The 17883-nt window shown below is 70.1% G+C and carries 16 protein-coding genes and 1 pseudogene; 12 read left to right on the top strand and 5 right to left on the bottom strand.

The features are described from left to right. Positions 1–35 precede the first annotated feature (35 nt). Positions 36–326, top strand: coding sequence for a hypothetical protein (locus VZQ01_RS18210; protein WP_141324112.1), 291 nt, complete (start codon positions 36–38; stop codon positions 324–326). A 13-nt stretch (positions 327–339) separates the two neighbouring features. On the opposite strand, the gene VZQ01_RS18205 is transcribed toward VZQ01_RS18210, so the two are convergent. Next, on the bottom strand, positions 340–1452 hold the full coding sequence (locus VZQ01_RS18205) for a DNA alkylation repair protein (RefSeq protein WP_305070866.1): 1113 nt from the start codon (positions 1450–1452) through the stop codon (positions 340–342). A gap of 157 nt (positions 1453–1609) precedes the next feature. On the opposite strand from VZQ01_RS18205, the gene VZQ01_RS18200 reads away from it, so the two are divergent. Beyond that, on the top strand, positions 1610–3592 hold the full coding sequence (locus VZQ01_RS18200) for a sensor histidine kinase (RefSeq protein ID WP_426748978.1): 1983 nt from the start codon (positions 1610–1612) through the stop codon (positions 3590–3592). 1 nt (position 3593) lies between these two features. Here the strand turns inward: VZQ01_RS18200 and VZQ01_RS18195 are convergent, their stop codons facing one another. Then, positions 3594–4436 (bottom strand): SDR family oxidoreductase, encoded by an 843-nt coding sequence (locus VZQ01_RS18195; protein ID WP_223782128.1) that lies wholly within the window; start codon positions 4434–4436, stop codon positions 3594–3596. Between the two features lie 353 nt (positions 4437–4789). On the opposite strand from VZQ01_RS18195, the gene recF reads away from it, so the two are divergent. Continuing rightward, the gene (recF, locus tag VZQ01_RS18190; RefSeq protein WP_223751883.1) at positions 4790–5929 is read left to right on the top strand and encodes a DNA replication/repair protein RecF; all 1140 of its coding nucleotides are present in this window, start codon (positions 4790–4792) and stop codon (positions 5927–5929) included. Positions 5930–5936: 7 nt separating this feature from the next. On the opposite strand, the gene VZQ01_RS18185 is transcribed toward recF, so the two are convergent. Continuing rightward, complete coding sequence (locus VZQ01_RS18185) at positions 5937–6335, bottom strand: hypothetical protein (RefSeq protein ID WP_426748486.1); 399 nt, start codon at positions 6333–6335, stop codon at positions 5937–5939. Positions 6336–6662: 327 nt separating this feature from the next. Between VZQ01_RS18185 and VZQ01_RS18180 the strand changes: the two genes are divergently transcribed. Genes VZQ01_RS18180 through VZQ01_RS18165 form a run of 4 tightly spaced genes read left to right on the top strand, consistent with a single transcriptional unit; the run spans position 6663 to position 10065 of the window. Continuing rightward, the gene (locus tag VZQ01_RS18180) at positions 6663–7166 is read left to right on the top strand and encodes a hypothetical protein (RefSeq protein ID WP_174816692.1); all 504 of its coding nucleotides are present in this window, start codon (positions 6663–6665) and stop codon (positions 7164–7166) included. Then, positions 7163–7975: an MlaE family ABC transporter permease gene (locus tag VZQ01_RS18175; protein WP_141324118.1), complete on the top strand. Its 813-nt coding sequence runs from the start codon at positions 7163–7165 to the stop codon at positions 7973–7975. Before VZQ01_RS18180 ends, VZQ01_RS18175 begins: the two co-directional genes overlap by 4 nt. Positions 7976–7981: 6 nt before the next feature. Beyond that, complete coding sequence (locus tag VZQ01_RS18170; protein ID WP_223782129.1) at positions 7982–8806, top strand: ABC transporter ATP-binding protein; 825 nt, start codon at positions 7982–7984, stop codon at positions 8804–8806. Beyond that, on the top strand, positions 8803–10065 hold the full coding sequence (locus tag VZQ01_RS18165; protein WP_426748485.1) for an MlaD family protein: 1263 nt from the start codon (positions 8803–8805) through the stop codon (positions 10063–10065). Before VZQ01_RS18170 ends, VZQ01_RS18165 begins: the two co-directional genes overlap by 4 nt. Positions 10066–10079: 14 nt before the next feature. On the opposite strand, the gene sitI6 is transcribed toward VZQ01_RS18165, so the two are convergent. Continuing rightward, entirely contained in the window at positions 10080–10805 is a 726-nt protein-coding gene (sitI6, locus tag VZQ01_RS18160) for a SitI6 family double-CXXCG motif immunity protein (RefSeq protein ID WP_267698486.1), read from the bottom strand. 14 nt (positions 10806–10819) lie between these two features. Next, entirely contained in the window at positions 10820–11482 is a 663-nt protein-coding gene (gene sitA6 / locus VZQ01_RS18155) for a SitA6 family polymorphic toxin lipoprotein (RefSeq protein ID WP_434223585.1), read from the bottom strand. A gap of 322 nt (positions 11483–11804) precedes the next feature. Here sitA6 and VZQ01_RS18150 point away from each other — a divergent pair, with 322 nt between their 5' ends. From VZQ01_RS18150 to VZQ01_RS18130, 5 genes and pseudogenes are all read left to right on the top strand, one after another. Next, complete coding sequence (locus VZQ01_RS18150) at positions 11805–12806, top strand: terpene synthase family protein (RefSeq protein ID WP_223751876.1); 1002 nt, start codon at positions 11805–11807, stop codon at positions 12804–12806. A gap of 222 nt (positions 12807–13028) precedes the next feature. Next, positions 13029–14141, top strand: a pseudogene (locus VZQ01_RS18145) (hydroxymethylglutaryl-CoA reductase, degradative); the annotation flags it as partial. A gap of 241 nt (positions 14142–14382) precedes the next feature. Continuing rightward, a complete protein-coding gene (locus VZQ01_RS18140) occupies positions 14383–15402 on the top strand; it encodes a terpene synthase family protein (RefSeq protein ID WP_426748484.1) in 1020 nt (339 codons plus the stop codon). 85 nt (positions 15403–15487) lie between these two features. After that, the gene (locus tag VZQ01_RS18135) at positions 15488–17701 is read left to right on the top strand and encodes a peptidase domain-containing ABC transporter (protein WP_426748483.1); all 2214 of its coding nucleotides are present in this window, start codon (positions 15488–15490) and stop codon (positions 17699–17701) included. Beyond that, complete coding sequence (locus VZQ01_RS18130; protein WP_223751872.1) at positions 17698–17877, top strand: hypothetical protein; 180 nt, start codon at positions 17698–17700, stop codon at positions 17875–17877. Before VZQ01_RS18135 ends, VZQ01_RS18130 begins: the two co-directional genes overlap by 4 nt. The last annotated feature ends 6 nt before the right edge of the window (positions 17878–17883 follow it).

Genomic DNA, 17883 nt, shown 5'->3' with positions numbered 1-17883 from the left:
ATGGGCGGGCCTGACCGGCCGCCAGGGGAGGGAGCATGAGCCTGGACGTCAACCCCGCGAGCGAGGCCTCGAAGCACGACTACGAGGCACCGCCCGTCGTTCGCGCCGAGCACGCCGACAGCTCGTTCACCCGCCTGCTCGAGCAGCAGACGGCCAAGATACCCTCCCACGTCTTCCTGTTCGCCAGCCTCTGCTCGATGGGCGTGTCCCTGGGCTTCGAGCTGACGGGGCGCACCCAGCCCGCGCGCTTCGTCGGCTCCTGGGTGTCCCCCCTCCTGGTGATGGGCGTCTACAACAAGCTGGTGAAGCTGCTCGGCTCGCGCTGACGGCCCGGCCAGGTCACTCCACCACGTCCACCGTGCCCAGCGGCAGGTCCACGCCGTTGACGCGCACCTCCAGCCGATGCGGGCCCGCGTAGTGGCGGCGCGTGGACAGCTGCGCCAGCGACACGCGCTTGCCCACCTCCTCCTCCTGGCCCGCGCCGAGCACCAGCTCGCGCACCTTGAAGACCTTGGGCTGCGGCGCCTCGCCCCGCGACTTGAAGAAGTGCACCGCCAGGTCCACCACCAGCGACTGTTCCTTCCGGGAGCGGTTGGCCACCACGAAGCGCACGTCCATGGCGCCGCCCAGCTTCGCGCGCCGGGGCAGCTGCGTGGGGCGCACCTCGATGCCGGAGGGCTTGCCCGCGCCCACCACCTCCAACGCGGACGGCTCGCCGCGCTTGATGGCGAAGCGCAGCGCGTGGCGCACCAGCCACTCGCGCTCCGGCGTAGCGTCCTTCATCCACCGCTTCGCCACCTTCACCAGCACGTCCGGGTGGTCCTTGCCGATGTCGTTGAGGTTGTTGGCCACCGAGCGGCGCACGTACAGCTCCGGGTCGTCCTTGAGCAGCTCCAACAGCCCCAGCACCGGCGTCGGGTCCTCCTGGAACGCGCGCAGCCGGGAGCCCCACGGCAGCCTCGGCCGCGTGCCCTCGGAGACGAGCCGCCGCACATGCACGTTCTCGTCCGTGGCCCACTCGGAGAGCCGCGCCAGCGTCTTCTCCGGGTGCTTCTCCAGGAACGGCCGGATGGAGAACTCCGCGGTGAAGCGCTGGGTGAGCGCGTGCTGCGCCCGCATGGACTCCTCGAAGTGCCCCAACCCGTACTCCGCCACGAAGGTGGTGTGGGGCAGGTAGAAGAAGACCTCCATGCCGCCCACCCGGTCCACCTCCCGCACCGGCCCCAGGGAGCGCAGCAGCACCTGCACCGCCTGGGGATAGTCGTCCGGCAGCGAGCGCCGCATGGCCAGACACAGGTGCCGGGCCCGGCCCACCAGCTCGTGGGCCTCCAGGCCCTCTCGGGCCTCGCGCAGGAACGTGTCGATTGGGAACGCGGGGTGCGCGCGGTGCAGCGAGGTGCCCAGCCGCTCCACCAGCCGCGCGTCGAAGAAGGTCTTGAGAGGCTCCGCCATGATGGGTCCACCAAACCCTGTCAGGACGTGGTCCACAAGACGTGTCCTACCTTTCGGCGCTGCCAGGAATGACAGTCTTCTGCTAGTCGTACGCTCCGTGCCGACACGCAAAGGCCGCGGCTCTCGGGGTGGGAAGCAGCGCAAGCAGACGGGCCGCATGGCCGGTGTGGACGACGTCGTGCGCCCGCCCCAGCCCGCGCTTCGCGAACAGCTCTCCTTCGTGACGGACCCGCTGGCGCTCCTGGAGGGCTTGTTCCTCCACTCGCCCGTGCCCTACGCCATCTTCGACGTGGAGGGGCACTGCCGGCTGAGCAACCCGGCGTACCGGGCGATGTTCGGCTCGGTGCCGCCGCCCGAGTACAGCCTCTTTCGCGACGAGCTGGTGGCGAAGCTGGGGCTGGATGTCCTCCTGCGCCGGGCCTTCGCGGGCGAGACGGTGCAGACGCCGGTCATCTGGTACGACGTGAAGGAGCTGCGGCACATCGACGTGAAGGACGCGCACCGCATCGCCATCGCGTGTACGTGCTTCCCGCTGTCCGCGTCCGGAGGCGAGGTGCGCCACATCGCCCTGGCCTACAAGGACGTGACGGCGGAGCTGGCCGCGCGCGAGGCGGAGCAGCTGGAGAGGAGCCGGCTCTACCAACTGCTCACGCAGTCGCCCGTGGCCATCAACCTCCTGCGCGGCCCGGAGCTGCGGTTCGAGTTCGCCAACCCGCTGCTGCAGAAGCTGATGGGCGGCCGCGCGCTGGTGGGCCGCGCGCTCCTGGAGGCGATTCCAGACATCTCCCCGGAGCTGGTGAGCCTGTACCTGGGCGTGCTGGAGACGGGCGAGCCGGTGGCGGCGCACGAGTACCCGCTGGCCATCGACTACGCGGGCCAGGGCCAGGTGGAGACGCGCTACTGGAACATGCTCTACGAGCCCCTGCGCGACGAGCGGGGGCGGGTGGACGGGCTGGTGACGTTCGCCTTCGAGGTGACCGAGCAGGTGCTCGCCCGGCACGCGGTGGAGAACCAGCAGCGCTGGTTGGAGGCGGTGCTGGACTCCATGCCCCTGCCGGTGGTGATGGCGGAGCCGGGCACGGGCAACCTCGTCTTCTCCAACGCGGCGGCGGACCGGCTGCATGGCCAGCACATCCCCACGCGCGTGCCCGCGTCGGAGTACGGCGCGCTGTTCCACGTCACGGACCTGCAGGGGCGCAGGCTCACGGGCGACGAGCTGCCGTCCTCGCGCGCGGCCCGGGGGGAGAAGCTGGAGGGCATGGAGGCGGTGTGGCACACGAGCGCGGGGGAGGTGGTGTTGAGCATCTCCTCGGAGATGCTGCCCGCGATGCATGGCCACCCCGCGGTGACGCTCCTGCCCTTCCTGGACATCACCCGGCTGAAGACGGTGGAGCAGCGGCTGCAGGAGGCCATCCGCGCGCGCGACGAGTTCCTCTCCGTGGCGAGCCACGAGCTGAAGACGCCGCTGACGGTGCTGAGCCTCCGGCTGCAGGCCTTCGCGCGCGCGACGCTGTCGGACCCGGAGTCCCCCTGGGCGCTGCGCCACGGCCGCGAGGTGCAGGGGATGCTTCGGCAGGTGATGCGGCTGGCGGACCTGGTCAATGGCCTCCTGGACGTGTCGCGCATCGGCACGGGGCGGCTGCGATTGGAGCTGGAGCAGGTGGACCTGCGCGCGCTGGTGCAGGAGGTGGTGGCGCGCTTCCAGCCGGAGGCCGAGCGCGCGGAGTGTCAGGTGGAGCTGGAGGGCGGGCCGCCCGCGGTGGGGACGTGGGACCGGATGCGGCTGGAGCAGGTGGTCACCAACCTGGTGTCCAACGCGCTGAAGTACGGCGCGGGGCGGCCCGTGCGGCTGCGCGTGGAGGCGGACGCGGGGCTGGCGCGCCTGAGCGTGCGCGACGAGGGCATCGGCATCAGCCGGGAGGCCCAGGCGCGCATCTTCCACAAGTTCGAGCGCGCGGTGTCCGAGCGCAACTACGGCGGCCTGGGCCTGGGGCTGTACGTCGCGCGCACGCTGGTGGAGGCCATGCGGGGCGTCATCCGCGTGGACAGCCACCCGGGCGAGGGCTCCACCTTCACCGTGGAGCTCCCGCTCGTCTCCGAGGCGCCCCCCGAAGCGGCCGCCACGGACCTGGCGTCCTGAGTCAGGCGGAGCGCGACTTGACCCGGAGCGTGAGCAGGCCGTCGGCGCGGATGGCCTGCTGGTCGGCGAGCAGCGCGTCCAAATCATCCTGGACGGTGAGGTAGCAGCCGCTCAGGGCGGAGTATCCCCCGCTGGCGAGCCGGAGCAGGTTCTTCGCGCCCTGCTCGGCCGACACCGTCCTGCCGGCCTCCTGCTCCGCCAGCACCCACTGCTGGATGGCGCGCCTGGGTGTCCCCTCCTCCTCGGAGATGGCGAGGCCATCGGCGACGAGCCCCGTGCCGACCACCAGGCCCGGATGGTAGGCGAAGAGGGCGACGCCCTTGTGGCGCGTCTCGAACGCCAGGTTCTCCGTCAGCTTGATGATGGCGGCCCGGCTGATGGAGTAGGAGGACGCGGTGGGCCAGCGGTAGGCCCCCGCGTGGCTGGTGATGTTGATGATGGTGGTCGTGGAGTCGACCTGGTGGTCGACGCGGTGCCTGAGCACGGCGTGGGTGCAGTAGACGGGCCCCTTCACGTTGATGTCCATGGCCTCTTGCCACTCCTCGAGCGACGTGTTCCAGAAGTAGTCGACGGGGCCCCAGCTGCCCGCGTTGTTCACCAGCACGTCGATGGCACCCTGCCGCTGGTGGATGTCGTCGAACGCGGCCTTGGTGGCCATCGCGTTGGAGATGTCGAAGGCCTGGGTCTGCACCTGGCCTCCCAGCGTCTGGGCGGCCTTGGCCAGCGTCGCGGCGTCGCGGCCGGTGATGGTGACCTTCGCGCCCTGCTCGAGGAAGCTCCGGGCGAAGGCGAGGCCCAGACCCCGGCCTCCGCCAGTGATGACGACTCGCTTGTTCTTCACCATGTGTGTCGTTCCCTTCGGGCGCGGGGGCGCGCGAGGAGGCGCGGCGGTCGGGAGCGTTCCTCCCGGCCGTCAGCGCTGTCTTGTTTGGGGTTGGGTTCCCGGTGGCCCTGCATGGATGTGGAGATTGAATTGCTATGATTTGGGTATGTCTTCAAGGTGTCCTTTGGTTCCATGTCCCGGTAGAATGTTTGTCTTTGGTTGTGGGATGAGCGGGAGGACCCGGCGGGGCCCGGGCTGCCCCGCTGGTGTGGAGGGCCTTTGCGGGGGCGGGAGCGGGGAGGCCGCGCGGCCCTGCCTCGGGACCGCGAGATAACCTCCCCTGTCGGCCCCAAGGCGGGTATACGGGGGGCGCCGTGCGCCTCCTCGCACTCCACGTCCAGGACTTCCGCAATCTCGCCCAGGTGTCGCTCACCCCGAGTGCCCACGCCACCATCGCGGTGGGGCAGAACGGGCAGGGCAAGACGAACCTGCTGGAGGCGCTGTACTTCCTCGCCACGCTCAAGCCGCTGCGCGCCGGGCGCCTGTCGGAGCTGGTGCGCTGGGGCACCCAGACGGCCCGCGTGTCCGGCCGCTTCCTGCTCAAGGGGGCCGAGCGTGAAATCGCGGTGGAGGTGGGCGGCGGCACCCGGCAGGCCTTCGTGGACGGCAAGAAGGCCGCGAGCCTGGAGGAGTACTTCGGCGGCGTCTCCGTGGTGGCCTTCACTCCGGACGACCTGGAGGTCGTCAAGGGTGGGCCGGACTCACGGCGCGCCTTCCTGGACCGCGCCGTGTTCAACCGCTTCCCCGCGTACCTGCGCGAGAGCCGCGAGTACGCGCGCGCGCTGAAGAACCGCAACCGCCTCTTGCGCGAAGGCGGCGCGGTGGACCCCGCCTACCTGGACGCCTACGACGAGACCCTGGCCAAGGCCGGAGCGCGCATCTACTCGCGAAGGCGCGCGCTGATGGCGGAGCTGGCGCCACGCGCGCAGGCGACCTTCGCCTCGATTGGCCGCACGGTGGACCCGGCCGTGTATGGCTATCACCCGGCGCACCTGGCCTGTGACTTCGCCGCGGCGGACGAGGCGGTCCTGGCCTCCTCCCTGCGCGAGTCATTGACGGCCCGGATGCGGCGGGACCTGGACCGGGGCTTCACGTCGGTGGGGCCGCACTCGGATGATGTGTCGGTGACGCTGGGTGGCCGCAGCGCCCGGGCCTACGCGAGCCAGGGGCAGCAGCGCGCGCTGGTGCTCGGCTGGAAGATCGCCGAAATCGAGAACCTGGAGTCCTGCACGGGCTTCCTGCCGCTGTTGATGCTGGACGACGTGTCGAGCGAGCTGGACCCGGAGCGCAACGCCTACCTGATGGACTACCTGGCGAGGAGCGGCGCGCAGGTCTTCCTGTCCACCACGGATGGCTCGCTGGTGAGGGGCGCCGCGGCCGAGGACACGCTGTGGCTCTCCGTGCACTCAGGGCAGGTCACGCTCCGCGAAGAGGACGCGCCCCCGGTCGGCTGACGGCGCTTCAGTGCACCGAGCGACGCCGGTGCCAGGGCCAGTGCACGTTCATCCGCCGCGCGGGGGGGTGCTGGTGCACCGGCAGGTCCTCCCGCCGCACGTTGCCGAAGGCGCTGAAGCGGAACTCCGCCCACAGCACGCCGAAGGCCACGGCGAACAGGAACGTCCCCAGGGTGAGCCACCACACCGTGCCCGTGGCGAGTGACACCGTGGCGAGCAGCAGCAGCGCGATGCTCACCCCCAGCGACAGCTCGCGCAGCTTCTTCGACTCGCTGAAGGCCATCCCCATGGAGGCGACCGCGAGCACCAGCAGGGCGACCACCAGGCCGTACGCCGTGCGGGCGTACAGGCCGGCGATGGACAGCAGGAAGAGGCCGAAGCCGAATATCGCGAGTCCGCCGTCCATGGAGCCTCCTGTCGAGGGGTGATGAGGAGAACCTGCGAACGCCCGCGCCACGCCGTCACTCCCCCTGGCGGGGAGAGGCTGAATCCGACCGGGGACGGGGCGGACGGGCCACCCCTTCTCCCAGGGGGAATGCCACGGCAGTGTTCCGGTATCACGCACCTTGGGCGTGCAACCCGCGAGGTTCAGTGTCCGGTACCCACCATCCAGGGGTGGGAGGAAGGGCGCGGTAGTGGACGTTCCAGTACACGGAATTTCTTGCGGCGGCGGCTGGGCTGTCGCATGACTTGCCCGCAAGGGCCGGACGTAGATGCCGCGAAGAACGGTGCCATGCCGAGGATGACGCTGCTGCTCGTGTTGCTTCTTGCCTCCTGCGTGGGCTGCCGCCGCGTGAGCTTCGAGGACTCCGTGTTGTCCAAGCCCGACGTGCGCTACCGCGTGGGCGAGCTGCCCAAGCACTGGCGCCGCGTGTGGCTGGACGGCAACGACCTGGCCTTCGCCGAGGAGGGCACCGGCCGCGCGCTCTCCATCAACGCCACGTGCGAGGGGCACGACGACCCGCCGCTCCCGGTGCTCACCCGGCACCTGCTGATGGGCTTCACCGAGCGCCAGGAGGTGGCCCAGAGCGTGGTCGCCATGGACGGGCGCGAGGCCTTGCGCAGCCGCTACCTGGCGAAGATGGACGGCGTGCCGGTGGAGCTGGAGCTGGTGGTGCTCAAGAAGGACAACTGCGTGTTCGACTTCTCCTACGTGGCGCCGCCGGGGCTGGCGATGGAGCGCATGGCGGACTTCGACGCGCTGCTGGCGGGCTTCGAGTCGGAGCACGTCGGATGAACGCCTCGACGGAAGCGGACGCGGGCGAGCAGGTGTCAGCCCCGCGCCCCGGGCTCTGGGACAAGGCGAAGGAGCGGCTGGAGTCGCTGGGCGCGATGACGGTGATGACGGGGCAGGTGCTCCAGCGCGTGGTGCGGCCGCCGTTCGACGGCAAGACGCTCATCTTCCACATCGAGTCCTTGGGCGTGCGCTCGCTGCCCATCGCGCTGCTGACGGCGATGTTCGCCGGGCTCGTCATCTCACTGCAGTTCGGCTACTTCCTGGCGCGCTTCGGGGTGCAGTACACGGTGGGGCGCGTGGTCATCCTCACGCTGTTCCGCGAGCTGGCCCCGGTGCTGACGGCGCTGACGGTGGGCGCCAGGCTGGGCAGCGGCATGGCGGCGGAGCTGGGCGCCATGACGGTGACGGAGCAGGTGGACGCCATCCGCGCGCTGGGGGCGGACCCGCTGCGCAAGCTGGTGGTGCCGCGCGTGCTGGCGTGCCTGCTGGTGATGCCGGTGCTCACGGTGTTCGCGGACGTGGTGGGGCTGGTGGCGGGCGCGGTGGTGGTGAACACGCAGTACGCCATCTCCTTCGACCTGTTCTTCCAGGGCGCGCTGGACGCGGTGTTCATGCAGGACTTCGTGTCCGGCGTGTTCAAGGGCGCGGTGTTCGGCTTCATCATCGGCCTGGTGGGCTGCTTCAAGGGGCTGACGGTGGAGGGCGGCACGGAGGGCGTGGGCCGCGCCACCACGCAGACGGTGGCGATTACTTCCGTGGCGGTGTGTCTGGCCGACTTCTTCATCACCAAGGTGACGCTGTACCTGTGACGTGCCATGCCCTTCGCCTCTCGCCACCAGGAAGCGCCCACGTTCGAGTTCCAGCAGCCCACGCCGGGCGAGCAGCTCATCCACTTCCAGCACCTCCAGAAGTCCTTCGGCCCCAAGCGCGTCTATGACGACCTGGAGCTGGACGTGCGGGCGGGGGAGACGCTGGTGGTGCTGGGGGGCTCGGGCACGGGCAAGAGCGTGCTGCTCAAGTGCCTCATCGGGCTGCAGCGGCCGGACGCGGGCCGCATCCTCTTCCAGGGCCGGGACGTGACGGGGTTCTCGGAAGGGCAGTTCATCCCGGTGCGGCGGCACGTGGCGATGGTGTTCCAGGGCGCGGCGCTGTTCGACTCGCTGAGCGTGGGGGAGAACGTGGCGTATCCCCTGCGGGAGCACTACCCGGACATGCCGTTGTCCGAGGTGCGCGACCGGGTGGCGGAGAAGCTGGAGCTGGTGAACCTGCCGGGCACGGAGCGGCTGATGCCGGCGGACCTGTCGGGCGGCATGAAGAAGCGGGTGGGGTTGGCGCGGGCCATCGCCACCAATCCGGAAGTCATCCTCTGGGACGAGCCCACCACGGGGTTGGACCCGGTGACCACGCAGTCCATCAACGCGATGATCAACTCGATGAAGACCAAGCTCGGCAGCACCTCCATCGTCGTGACGCACGACCTGGTGAGCGCGTTCGCGGTGGGGGACCGGATGGCGATGCTGGCCAACAGGCGCATCGTCCAGGTGGGGACGCCGGGCGAGTTCCGGCGCTCGACGGTGCCGGAGGTGCGGGCGTTCCTGGACGCGCGGCGGGTGGAGCTGGAGCCGGAGGCGGCGTCATGAGCCTCTTCACCTCGACGTCGGGCGAGAAGCGGCTGGCGCTGAGGGCGGGGCTGTTCGTGGCCATCGGCCTGGCGGTGGCGGGCGTGGTGGTGTTCTTCATCGGCCAGGAGTCGCGGCTGTTCCAGCGGCAGGTGATGTACCGCGCGTACTTCACCAACGTGCAGGGCCTGAGCGACCAGTCCCCGGTGTGGCTGGGGGGCCTGGAGGTGGGGAAGGTGACGGGCATCTTCTTCTCCCAGGACCCCAACGACCCGAAGCTGGAGGTGCAGCTTCAAGTCTCCGCCCGGTATGCGGACCGCGTGAAGACGGACTCGCTGGCGCAGCTGAGCAGCATGGGGGTGCTCGGGGACAAGGCGGTGGACATCTCGTTGGGCACGCCCACGGCGCCGCCGATTGAGCCGGGCGGGGTGCTGACGTCGTCGACGAGCGGGGACTTGTCCAAGCTCTTGAGCAGCGCGAGCGAGGTGATGGACAACTCGGTGGCCATCAGCAAGTCGCTCCTGAAGACGGTGGAGGCGTACGGGGACCCGAAGCTCGCGGGTGACGTGCAGCGGGGCATGGCGTCGCTCCGGGCGATCCTGGAGCAGGTGCAGAACGGGGACGGGGTGTTGCACGCGCTCATCTACGACAAGGAGGCGGGGCGCGAGGTGCGCGCGCTGATGGCGAACGCGTCGAGCGCGGCGAGGCGGGTGGATGGCGCGGTGGGGCACGTGGAGGCGCTCTTGCGCGAGGTGCGCACGGGTGACGGCACGGCGCACGCGCTCATCTACGGCAACGAGGGCGCCACGGCGCTGCGCGAGCTGGGCGAGGCGGCGGGGCAGCTGGCGGGGCTGATTGAAGACGCGAAGAAGAGCCCGAACGGGGCGGTGCACCAGCTGGTGTACGGGGACGCGAGCGGGATGTTCGCGGACCTGGGCAGCGCGGCGGCGGACCTGAAGCAGATCACCGCCACGGTGGCGAAGGGCGAGGGCACGGTGGGCGGGCTCATCAGCGACCCCACGGTGTACGAGGACCTGCGCGAGGTGCTGGGCAACGTGAAGCGCAACCGCATCTTGCGCGCGCTGGTGCGCTTCTCGCTGAACAACCGCGAGGACCTGGAGCAGATGGGCAAGGTGAAGCGCGTGGAGCCCAAGGCCGAGGCGCCCGCCTCGCCCGCGGGAGAGGCACGGCCGGCCGCCTCCGTCACGGTGGGGGAGCCGGTGACGCCGCCCGCGTCTGGGGCGACGCAGCCGCCTGAGCCGGCGACCGCCGTGGAGTGAGCGTGCTGCGCCCCTCAGCGAGAGGGGAGTTCGCGGAACTGGATGTCTCGGAGTGCGAGGTCGTTCACGGCCTCGACGAACCGCGCGCTCGCGACGATGACGGTCTTGAACTCCCGCAGTCGGAAGAGGTCCACGTCCTTGGGCAGCGTGTTCGCGTCGAGGACGGAGGCCTCCATGGGGTATCCGTTGCGATGGCTCCCGCAGCGAGGACATGGGGGCTGCCAGTCCGGAGGGCGACAGCTGGGATGGAGCTCGCCTCGCACCAGAATCTCCAACGTGAGCAGCTCGGGCGGCGCGGAGGCACCGCGGTGACGCAGGTTTCCGGGGGCCCCCCGGAGGCCCAGGAGCTTCCGGGACTGGAGTCGCTCCAGTGCCGAGCGTGTCATCCAGGGCTGCCACGGCTCCTGGAAGAAGATGTCGCCGAAGCGCCCTGATGAGCGGGCGTCGACGGGCCCCAACTGGGTGCCCGGCTCCAGGGGCGCACCTGCTGGGACGCGTGGACGCAGCAGCGCATGCAGGCGCTGATACTCCTCCAGGGAGACAGCCTGGAGACTTCGTGGCTCCTCCAGGTGCTCCCGCTCGGACCAGTCCGAGAGAGCGACCGTGGGGTAGTGCTCGCCCATTCCGCCATGGCCTCCGCACACCGAGCAGTCGATGCTGGGGAGGGTCCATCGGCTGACGCCGTCGAGGGTGGCGTTGAAGGTCGGTGCGTCGGAGGGCAGCACTTCGAAGAAGGTCATGCGCGGCTCGGCCATCAGCGAAGGTAGTAGTACGGCACGATGGGGCCCACGAGGTCGTACTTCTGGATGAGCTTTCCGAGATGCTCCCAGACCTGGGCGTGACTGGCTCCAGGGTACTGCCTCGCGAAGTCCGACCACTCCCGGTTCCAGTCTCCGCCGCGAGGCCCGCTGTGGATGCGCTGATGGATGTTCGCGGGAACCACCATCGTGAAGTCATGCACGTTCAGCCCTCGTGGCGCTCGGGTGAACCACCGTGCGAGGGACTCTGCTTGAGGAAACAGATGGTGCCGCACCCATCCGGGGCCCGAGGGGAGCTCGGGCGGACGATGCTGGGGCTGAGGCGTGTTGTACCAGTCGAAGACGAAGATGGGCCCATTCCCACCGGGGAGTTTCTGGACGTTGCCCCAATGGCGGCGAGGTCCGGAACCAGGGGCCGAGGGCGGGGCGATGGGGCCCCCGCCTCGCGCCAGCAGGCGCCCAGCGTCCTCACATGAGTAGAGCCCACAGTGAGCGCCCGCGTCGCAGACCAGCGTGACGCACCGGTCTGTCTCTCCACAATCCTCACCCTCGATGTGGGCCAGGTGCCGCTGGCTCCCGGAGGACGACTCGGGAGAGGACGCACACGCCATCAACAGGAGCCCGAGGAGCCCCCCGACGTATCGCAAGCTCCTGTGCATGGTGTTCTCTTGAAGTCCTCTGTTCCAGGGTTTTCGTGGAGCGTGGTCAGGTGGGGCGTACCTGTCAAACGATGCCATGCGAGCCAGGCGGCCTCGCTGTCGCTGCGGGCCGCAGCCCCGCATCCTCCGAGACAGGCAACCCGCAGTCCGCGGTTCGACGGGCTCTGGACCGGAGTCGCGGTTGTCTGGGTTCTCGATGTCTTTATCTTGGTGCTCGTGACTGTGTTCTCGGCGGAGCGGGCCTTGTCCCGACGTCCCTCCGCCGTGTGAGTTGGCATCCGAGCGCCAGGAGGAAGACGTGCTGCCCGCCGTGAATTTCCCGATGCCTTTTGTCTCGCGCTGCCATCCAGACCTGGAGGCCGCCCGACAGCGCAACCTCGAGTGGGCCCGCGAGGTCGGTCTGGTGGTCAACGAGGCGGACGCCCGCCGTCTCCTCCTCTGGGACATGGCCGGAATCTTCGCCTACTGGCTTCCCCGGGCCTCAAGCGAAGGGCTCGACCTGGCCATCGATACCATCACCGTCGGAGTCTTCCTCGAAGAGCACATGGAAGCCGCCATCGACAAGCCGCCCGAGTTCGTCCGGGATGCTTGCGCGGAGATGTTCGCCGTCATCGAGCCGGGTGGACTCCAGGCTCCGTCCACGGTCCTCTCCGCGGCGTTCGTCAACCTGTGGGCGCGCCTGTGCGAAGGGGCGCCTCTCGAATGGAGGCGACGCGTCGCGCTGCATTGGCGGTGGTTCATCGACGCGTACGTCGAGGAGGCGCGCTGGCGGCGGAGCCGCGTCCCCCAGACGCTGGACGGTTACCTGGAGCTGCGCCGTGCGTCCGGCTTCACCCACGTGATGGTCGACATGTCCGAGCGAGCCAATGGCTTCACGCTCCCCGACAGGGTCCGGGACCTCCCCAACGTGGCGCGAATCATCACCCTGACGGTGGACATCGTCGACGTCATGAACGACGTCTGCTCGCTCGAGAAGGAGCTCGCGCTCGGCGATGTGCACAACACCATCCTCGTCCTCCAACACGAGCGCGGCTGGTCCCAGGAGGCCGCCATCGCGGAGTCCTACGCGATGATGCGGCGCTGGTGCGACGACATCATCCAGCTCCAGGCCCTCATCCCCCAGGACTGTGTCCGGCATGGGCTCTCCCAGGAGGAGACAGACAACCTGCTCCACTTCATCCGCGCCCTGCAGGAGGGCATCGGCGGACAACCGGACTGGTACAGGACCTGTGGACGCTACGAGAACTCCTCGAACCCCAGGGCCGTGGCCGTCGGCACCACGAGCCCGATGCGCCCCCTCCCGGTGACACCCGCGCATCCCTGACACCGCATCCGCCTCCCGGTGCGGGGAACCTGCTGTCCCGCGTGCGGGCGATGTCTGGGTTCAGGTGCGGGCCTTGAGACATCAAACGCCGACGTCTCGTGTCGAAGTGATGTCCAAGAAATTGCCTGCGAGACGTTGTCTGACTGGTTATTGTTTTGAAACCATGTCGCGGCGGCTTGTGAGTGGGTCCCTGGCAAAGAAATACACCGAGGATGAAGCCCCATGGGCATCGATATCAGCCGTAGCATCTTTTCGGGTTTCCACCGTCTCTCGCTGGAGGAGCGGTGCGCGCGGGTCGCGGCCGAGCTGGGCCTGAGCGACGCGGAGCTGGCCGCGCTCACCGGAGAGGAGGGGCTGGGCGCGGAGAAGGCGTACTCGATGGTGGAGAACGCGCTGGGCTTCTTCAGCCTGCCGCTGGGGCTGGGGCTCCACCTCCGGGTGAACGGGCGCGCGTACGTGGCGCCGATGGTCATCGAGGAGGCCTCCGTCATCGCGGCCGTCTCGTTCGCCGCGAAGCTCGTCGGCTCGGCGGGAGGTTTCATCGCGGAGGCGGAGCCGTCGCTGATGGTGGGACAGATACAGCTCACCCGCTATGGCGACCCGGAGTCCGCGCGCGCGAGCATCCTCGCCGCGCGCTCGGAGCTGCTGGACCTGGCCAACGCGCTGCAGCCCCAGCTGGTGCGCCGAGGCGGCGGCGCGAAGGACCTGGAGGTCCGTCTCCTCGACGCGCCGGAGGGCCCCCTGGGCGAGCCGCTCCTGGTGGTGCACTTCCACGTCGACACCCAGGAAGCCATGGGCGCCAACCTCATCAACACGATGATGGAGGGCGTGGCGCCGCGCATCGAGGCGCTCACCGGAGGCCGCGTCTTCCTGCGCATCCTCTCCAACCTCGCGGACCGGCGGCTGGCGCGCTCGCGGTGTGTCATCCCGGAGGCGCTGCTCGCCGACTACGGCCTGCCGGGGGCGGACATCGCGGAGGGCATCGTCCAGGCCAGCCGCTTCGCGCAGGCCGACCCCTACCGCGCGGCGACGCACAACAAGGGCATCATGAACGGCATCGACGCCATCGCGCTCGCCACGGGCCAGGACTGGCGCGCCATCGAGGCGGGGGCGCATGCGTACGCGGCCCGCACGGGCCGGTACGGGCCGCTGTCCACGTGGACGCGGGAGGACGGGAACCTGGTGGGCGAAATCGAGCTGCCGCTCGCGCTGGGCACGGTGGGCGGGCCGCTGCTGGTGCACCCCGGGGTGAAGGCCGCGTTCAAGGTGCTGGGGCATCCCGGAGTCCGGGAGCTGGCGTGCCTGTTCGCCTCGGTGGGGCTGGCGCAGAACCTGGCGGCGGTGCGCGCCCTGGGCTCGGTGGGCATCCAGAAGGGCCACATGGCGTTGCACGCGCGCTCGGTGGCGGTGAGCGCGGGCACGCCGCCCGAGTGGGTGGAGACCGTCGCCGCGCTGCTCGTCCAGCAGGGCGAGGTGAAGGTGGACCAGGCCCGGCGCGTGCTCGGGGAGCTGAAGGGGGGGCGTGCTGCCGTTCGTGTCGCCGCACAACGAGGACACCTGACGTCCGGAGGACGTGATGAATGTCGCCGTGAACTTCCCCATGCCCTTCCCGTCCCGCTGCAGTCCGGACCGGGACGCTGCTCGACGGCGCAACCTCGACTGGGCTCGCGCGTCCGGCCTGGTGACCAACGAAATCGACGAGCGCCGCTATGTCTCGTGGGACATCGCCGACCTCGCCGCCCGGTGGCTTCCCCAGGCCTCGGGCGCCGGGCTCGACCTCGCGGTCGATGCCATCGTCGTCGGAACCCTCATCGACGAGCAGTTCGACGGCGCCCGGGACATTCCCCCCGAGCAGGTCCGCGCGGACTGCGAGACCCTGCTCGCCGTCCTCCAGGTGGAGGGGCGGCCCCCGTCTCCCGTCGGCGTCCTCGCCACCGCGCTGGCCGACGTGTGGGCGCGCACCTGCCAGGGCGCTTCGCTCGAGTGGCGGCGGCGCGCGGCACGGCATTGGCGATGGTTCCTCGAGGCGTTTCCCGAGGAGGCCCGGTGGCGGCAGGGCTCCGTGCGCCTGACCCGTGACCGCTTTCTCGCGCTGCGCCGCAAGTCCGGTCTCGTCTACATGATGATGGACCTGACGGAGAAGGCGAACGGCTTCGAGACCACCGAGCGGGCCCGACAAGTCCCTGGGGTGCAACAGCTGCTCGACCTGACCGCGGACCTCATCGACACCATGAACGACGTCTGCTCCTTCGAGAAGGAGCACGCACGCGGTGACGTGCACAACCTGGTCCTGGTCCTGCAATCCGAGCGGGGTGGGCCCTGTGAGAAGGCCCTGGCGGAGACCCACGACACCATGCGGCGCTGGTGCCAGGAGTTCATCCAGCTTGCCGCCGGCCTCCCGGAGGCCTGCGCCCGGCAGCAGCTGTCCCGCGTGGAGACCGACAACCTGCTTCGTCTCGTCCAGGGCCTCGAGGAGAACATCGGAGGCCACCCGGACTGGTATCGGACCACCCGGCGCTACGAGGGAGTGATTCCCAGGGGCGAGGCCGCGTACGCCAGCGACCTGATGCGCCCCGTGGCCCGGGTCTCGCGCTGACGCTCGCGGCTCCGGGTTCAAGCCGCTGTGCGTCGTGTCGGGTGGTGGCTGGTTGCCCCCGGCGCTCCGTGATAGCGATTGCGCCGTGCCCCGCTCCCGGCTCGCCGTCGCCCTGGAACCGTATCCACTGCGCCACCAGCTCGAGGAGGCGGACTGTGGGCCGGCGTGTCTGGAGATGATTGCGGCGTATCACGGCGCCACGCACTCGCTCGCCGCGCTCAAGGACCTCGCCCACGTCCAGGCGGCGGGCACCTCGCTACCGGACCTCGCCAGCGCCGCGGAGAAGGTCGGCTTCAAGGTCCGCGCCTTCCACGTCGACGACCCGACGGACCTCGAGGACGAGGAGGGCCAGGCGCTCCTCCCCGGCATCGCGCACTGGGACGACCACCACTTCGTCGTCCTCTACGCCGTCACCCCGAAGGAGGCCGTCGTCGGGGACCCGGAGCAGGGCCTGCGGCGCATCCCGCGCGCGAAGCTCGGCGAGCACTGGGATGGAATCCTCCTCTCGCTGGAGGCCACCGAGGCCCTCTTCCGTCCCCTCCCCACCGCGCCCGTCACGTCCCGCCGCTTCGGCGCGCTGCGACGCTTCGGACGGGGCCTCTTGCGCTACCGCCTGCTGCTGTTCCAGGTGTTCGTCACCACGCTGCTGCTCCAGGCGCTCGCGCTCGCACAGCCGCTGCTCATCCAGGGGCTCGTGGACAAGGCCGTGGGTGGCCGGGACGTCTCCCTGCTCACCGCCGTGGGCGTGGGGCTGGCGGTGCTGCTCGTCGCTCAAATCGCCGTGTCGATTGCGCGCGGCGCCGGCCTCTTCCTGTTGTCGCGAGGCTTCTCCGCGCTGCTGCTCGCGCAGTTCTGGCGGCGCCTGTTGTCCCTGCCGGTGACGTTCTTCGCGCGGCGTCACCGGGGAGACCTGCTCAAGCGCATCGAGGACCACCAGCGCATCCGCCGCATCCTCCAGGGCGCGTCCGTGTCCGTACTGTTGGACCTGGTGATGCTCGTGGGCTACGGCGCCGTGCTCTTCCTCTACGACCGCGCCGTCTTCGGCCTCTTCGCGGGTGGGGCCGCGGTGTACGCGGTGTGGACGCTCCTGCTGATGCCGCGTCGCACGGTGCTGGACCACCAGCGCTTCCGCGTCGCGGCCGAGGCCAGCCGGCTGGAGCTGCAGATGCTCGGCGGCATCCAGACGCTCAAGGCCTGCGGCGCCGAGCGACAGGCCCGCACGCGCTGGGAGAAGCTCCAGGCCCGCGAGGCCGAGGCCGCGCGCCGCATCTGGCTGCACGACACCGTGCACACCTCCGGCGCGCAGCTGGTCAATCAGGCCGTGTCCATGGGCATCCTCGTCTACGAGGCGCACCTGGTCCTCGAAGGCCGGCTCACGCTGGGGCAGATGGTGGCGACGCTCGCGATTCTCGGCCTCGCGCTCGCGCCCATGCAGAACCTGGTGATGTTCATCCACCAGCTCCAGGACGTGGTCATCTCCCTGCGCCGCGTGGACATCGTCTACGAGTCCACGCCCGAGCTGCGCGACGACACCGCGCAAGGCACCGGCGCCCTCACCCGCGCCCCCGAGCTGCGCCTGGACCACGTCACCTTCCGCTACGGCTCCCCCAACGAGCCGCCCGTGCTGGACGACGTGAGCTTCACGCTGCCCGCGGGGAAGATGACCGCCATCGTCGGCCGCTCAGGCGCGGGCAAGACGACGCTCACCCAGGTCCTCTACGGCCTCTATCGCCCCGAGCAGGGCCGGGTGCTCTACGACGGCCAGCCGCTGGAGACCTTCGACCCGGTGGCGCTGCGCCGCTCGGTGGCCTTCGTCTTCCAGAAGACCGACATCTTCGACGGCACCCTCGCGGAGAACATCGCCCTGGGCGACGACACGCCGGACGCGGAGCGACTGCTGCACGCCGCGCGCACCGCGTGCCTGGATGAGCTGCTCGCGCTGCCCAACGGCCTCAAGACGCGCATCGGCGAAGCGGGCGTGCGGCTGTCCGGTGGCGAGGAGCAGCGGCTCCAGCTCGCGCGCGCCATCTATCGCAATCCGCGCGTGCTCTTCCTCGACGAGGCCACCAGCCACCTGGACGCATCCCTGGAGCGGGCGATCACCGAGGCCCTCCAGCGTGAGGCCGCCGGACGCACGCTCGTCGTCGTGGCCCACCGCCTGTCCACCGTGCGCCGCGCGGACAAGATTGTCGTGCTCGACCAGGGGCGCGTCGTCGAGGAAGGCACCCACGACGAGCTGGTGCTCATCCCCGGCGGCCGCTACCGCGCGCTCGTCGAGAACCAGATGGAGCAGCGATGACGTCCCCCCGTGACGACGAGGACCTGGACGCGGACCCGGCGATGACGGAGGAGCTGCGCGCGGTGATGCACCCGCGTCCCCATCGCCCGCTGCTGTTCACCGCCGCGCTGGTGCTCGTCCTCGGCGCGCTGGCGTGGGGGGCCTCGCGCACCGTGCTCGCCGCGCTGTGGCGATAGCGCGCC

Origin of the sequence: Myxococcus faecalis (assembly GCF_050039385.1) — a bacterium.
Taxonomy (GTDB): Bacteria; Myxococcota; Myxococcia; order Myxococcales; family Myxococcaceae; genus Myxococcus; species Myxococcus fulvus.
This window is presented reverse-complemented; position numbering and strand designations above follow the sequence as displayed.

Excerpts from the sequence above, each read along its gene's own strand:
- VZQ01_RS18165 (WP_426748485.1), top strand. The coding sequence starts at position 8,803 with ATGAGCCTCTTCACCTCGACGTCGGGCGAGAAGCGGCTGGCGCTGAGG.
- VZQ01_RS18185 (WP_426748486.1), bottom strand. The coding sequence starts at position 6,335 with ATGGACGGCGGACTCGCGATATTCGGCTTCGGCCTCTTCCTGCTGTCC.
- VZQ01_RS18175 (WP_141324118.1), top strand. The coding sequence starts at position 7,163 with ATGAACGCCTCGACGGAAGCGGACGCGGGCGAGCAGGTGTCAGCCCCG.
- VZQ01_RS18150 (WP_223751876.1), top strand. The coding sequence starts at position 11,805 with ATGCCTTTTGTCTCGCGCTGCCATCCAGACCTGGAGGCCGCCCGACAG.
- sitI6 (WP_267698486.1), bottom strand. The coding sequence starts at position 10,805 with ATGACCTTCTTCGAAGTGCTGCCCTCCGACGCACCGACCTTCAACGCC.
- sitA6 (WP_434223585.1), bottom strand. The coding sequence starts at position 11,482 with ATGCACAGGAGCTTGCGATACGTCGGGGGGCTCCTCGGGCTCCTGTTG.
- VZQ01_RS18180 (WP_174816692.1), top strand. The coding sequence starts at position 6,663 with ATGCCGAGGATGACGCTGCTGCTCGTGTTGCTTCTTGCCTCCTGCGTG.
- VZQ01_RS18140 (WP_426748484.1), top strand. The coding sequence starts at position 14,383 with ATGAATGTCGCCGTGAACTTCCCCATGCCCTTCCCGTCCCGCTGCAGT.
- VZQ01_RS18130 (WP_223751872.1), top strand. The coding sequence starts at position 17,698 with ATGACGTCCCCCCGTGACGACGAGGACCTGGACGCGGACCCGGCGATG.
- VZQ01_RS18170 (WP_223782129.1), top strand. The coding sequence starts at position 7,982 with ATGCCCTTCGCCTCTCGCCACCAGGAAGCGCCCACGTTCGAGTTCCAG.
- VZQ01_RS18195 (WP_223782128.1), bottom strand. The coding sequence starts at position 4,436 with ATGGTGAAGAACAAGCGAGTCGTCATCACTGGCGGAGGCCGGGGTCTG.
- VZQ01_RS18210 (WP_141324112.1), top strand. The coding sequence starts at position 36 with ATGAGCCTGGACGTCAACCCCGCGAGCGAGGCCTCGAAGCACGACTAC.
- VZQ01_RS18200 (WP_426748978.1), top strand. The coding sequence starts at position 1,610 with ATGGCCGGTGTGGACGACGTCGTGCGCCCGCCCCAGCCCGCGCTTCGC.
- VZQ01_RS18205 (WP_305070866.1), bottom strand. The coding sequence starts at position 1,452 with ATGGCGGAGCCTCTCAAGACCTTCTTCGACGCGCGGCTGGTGGAGCGG.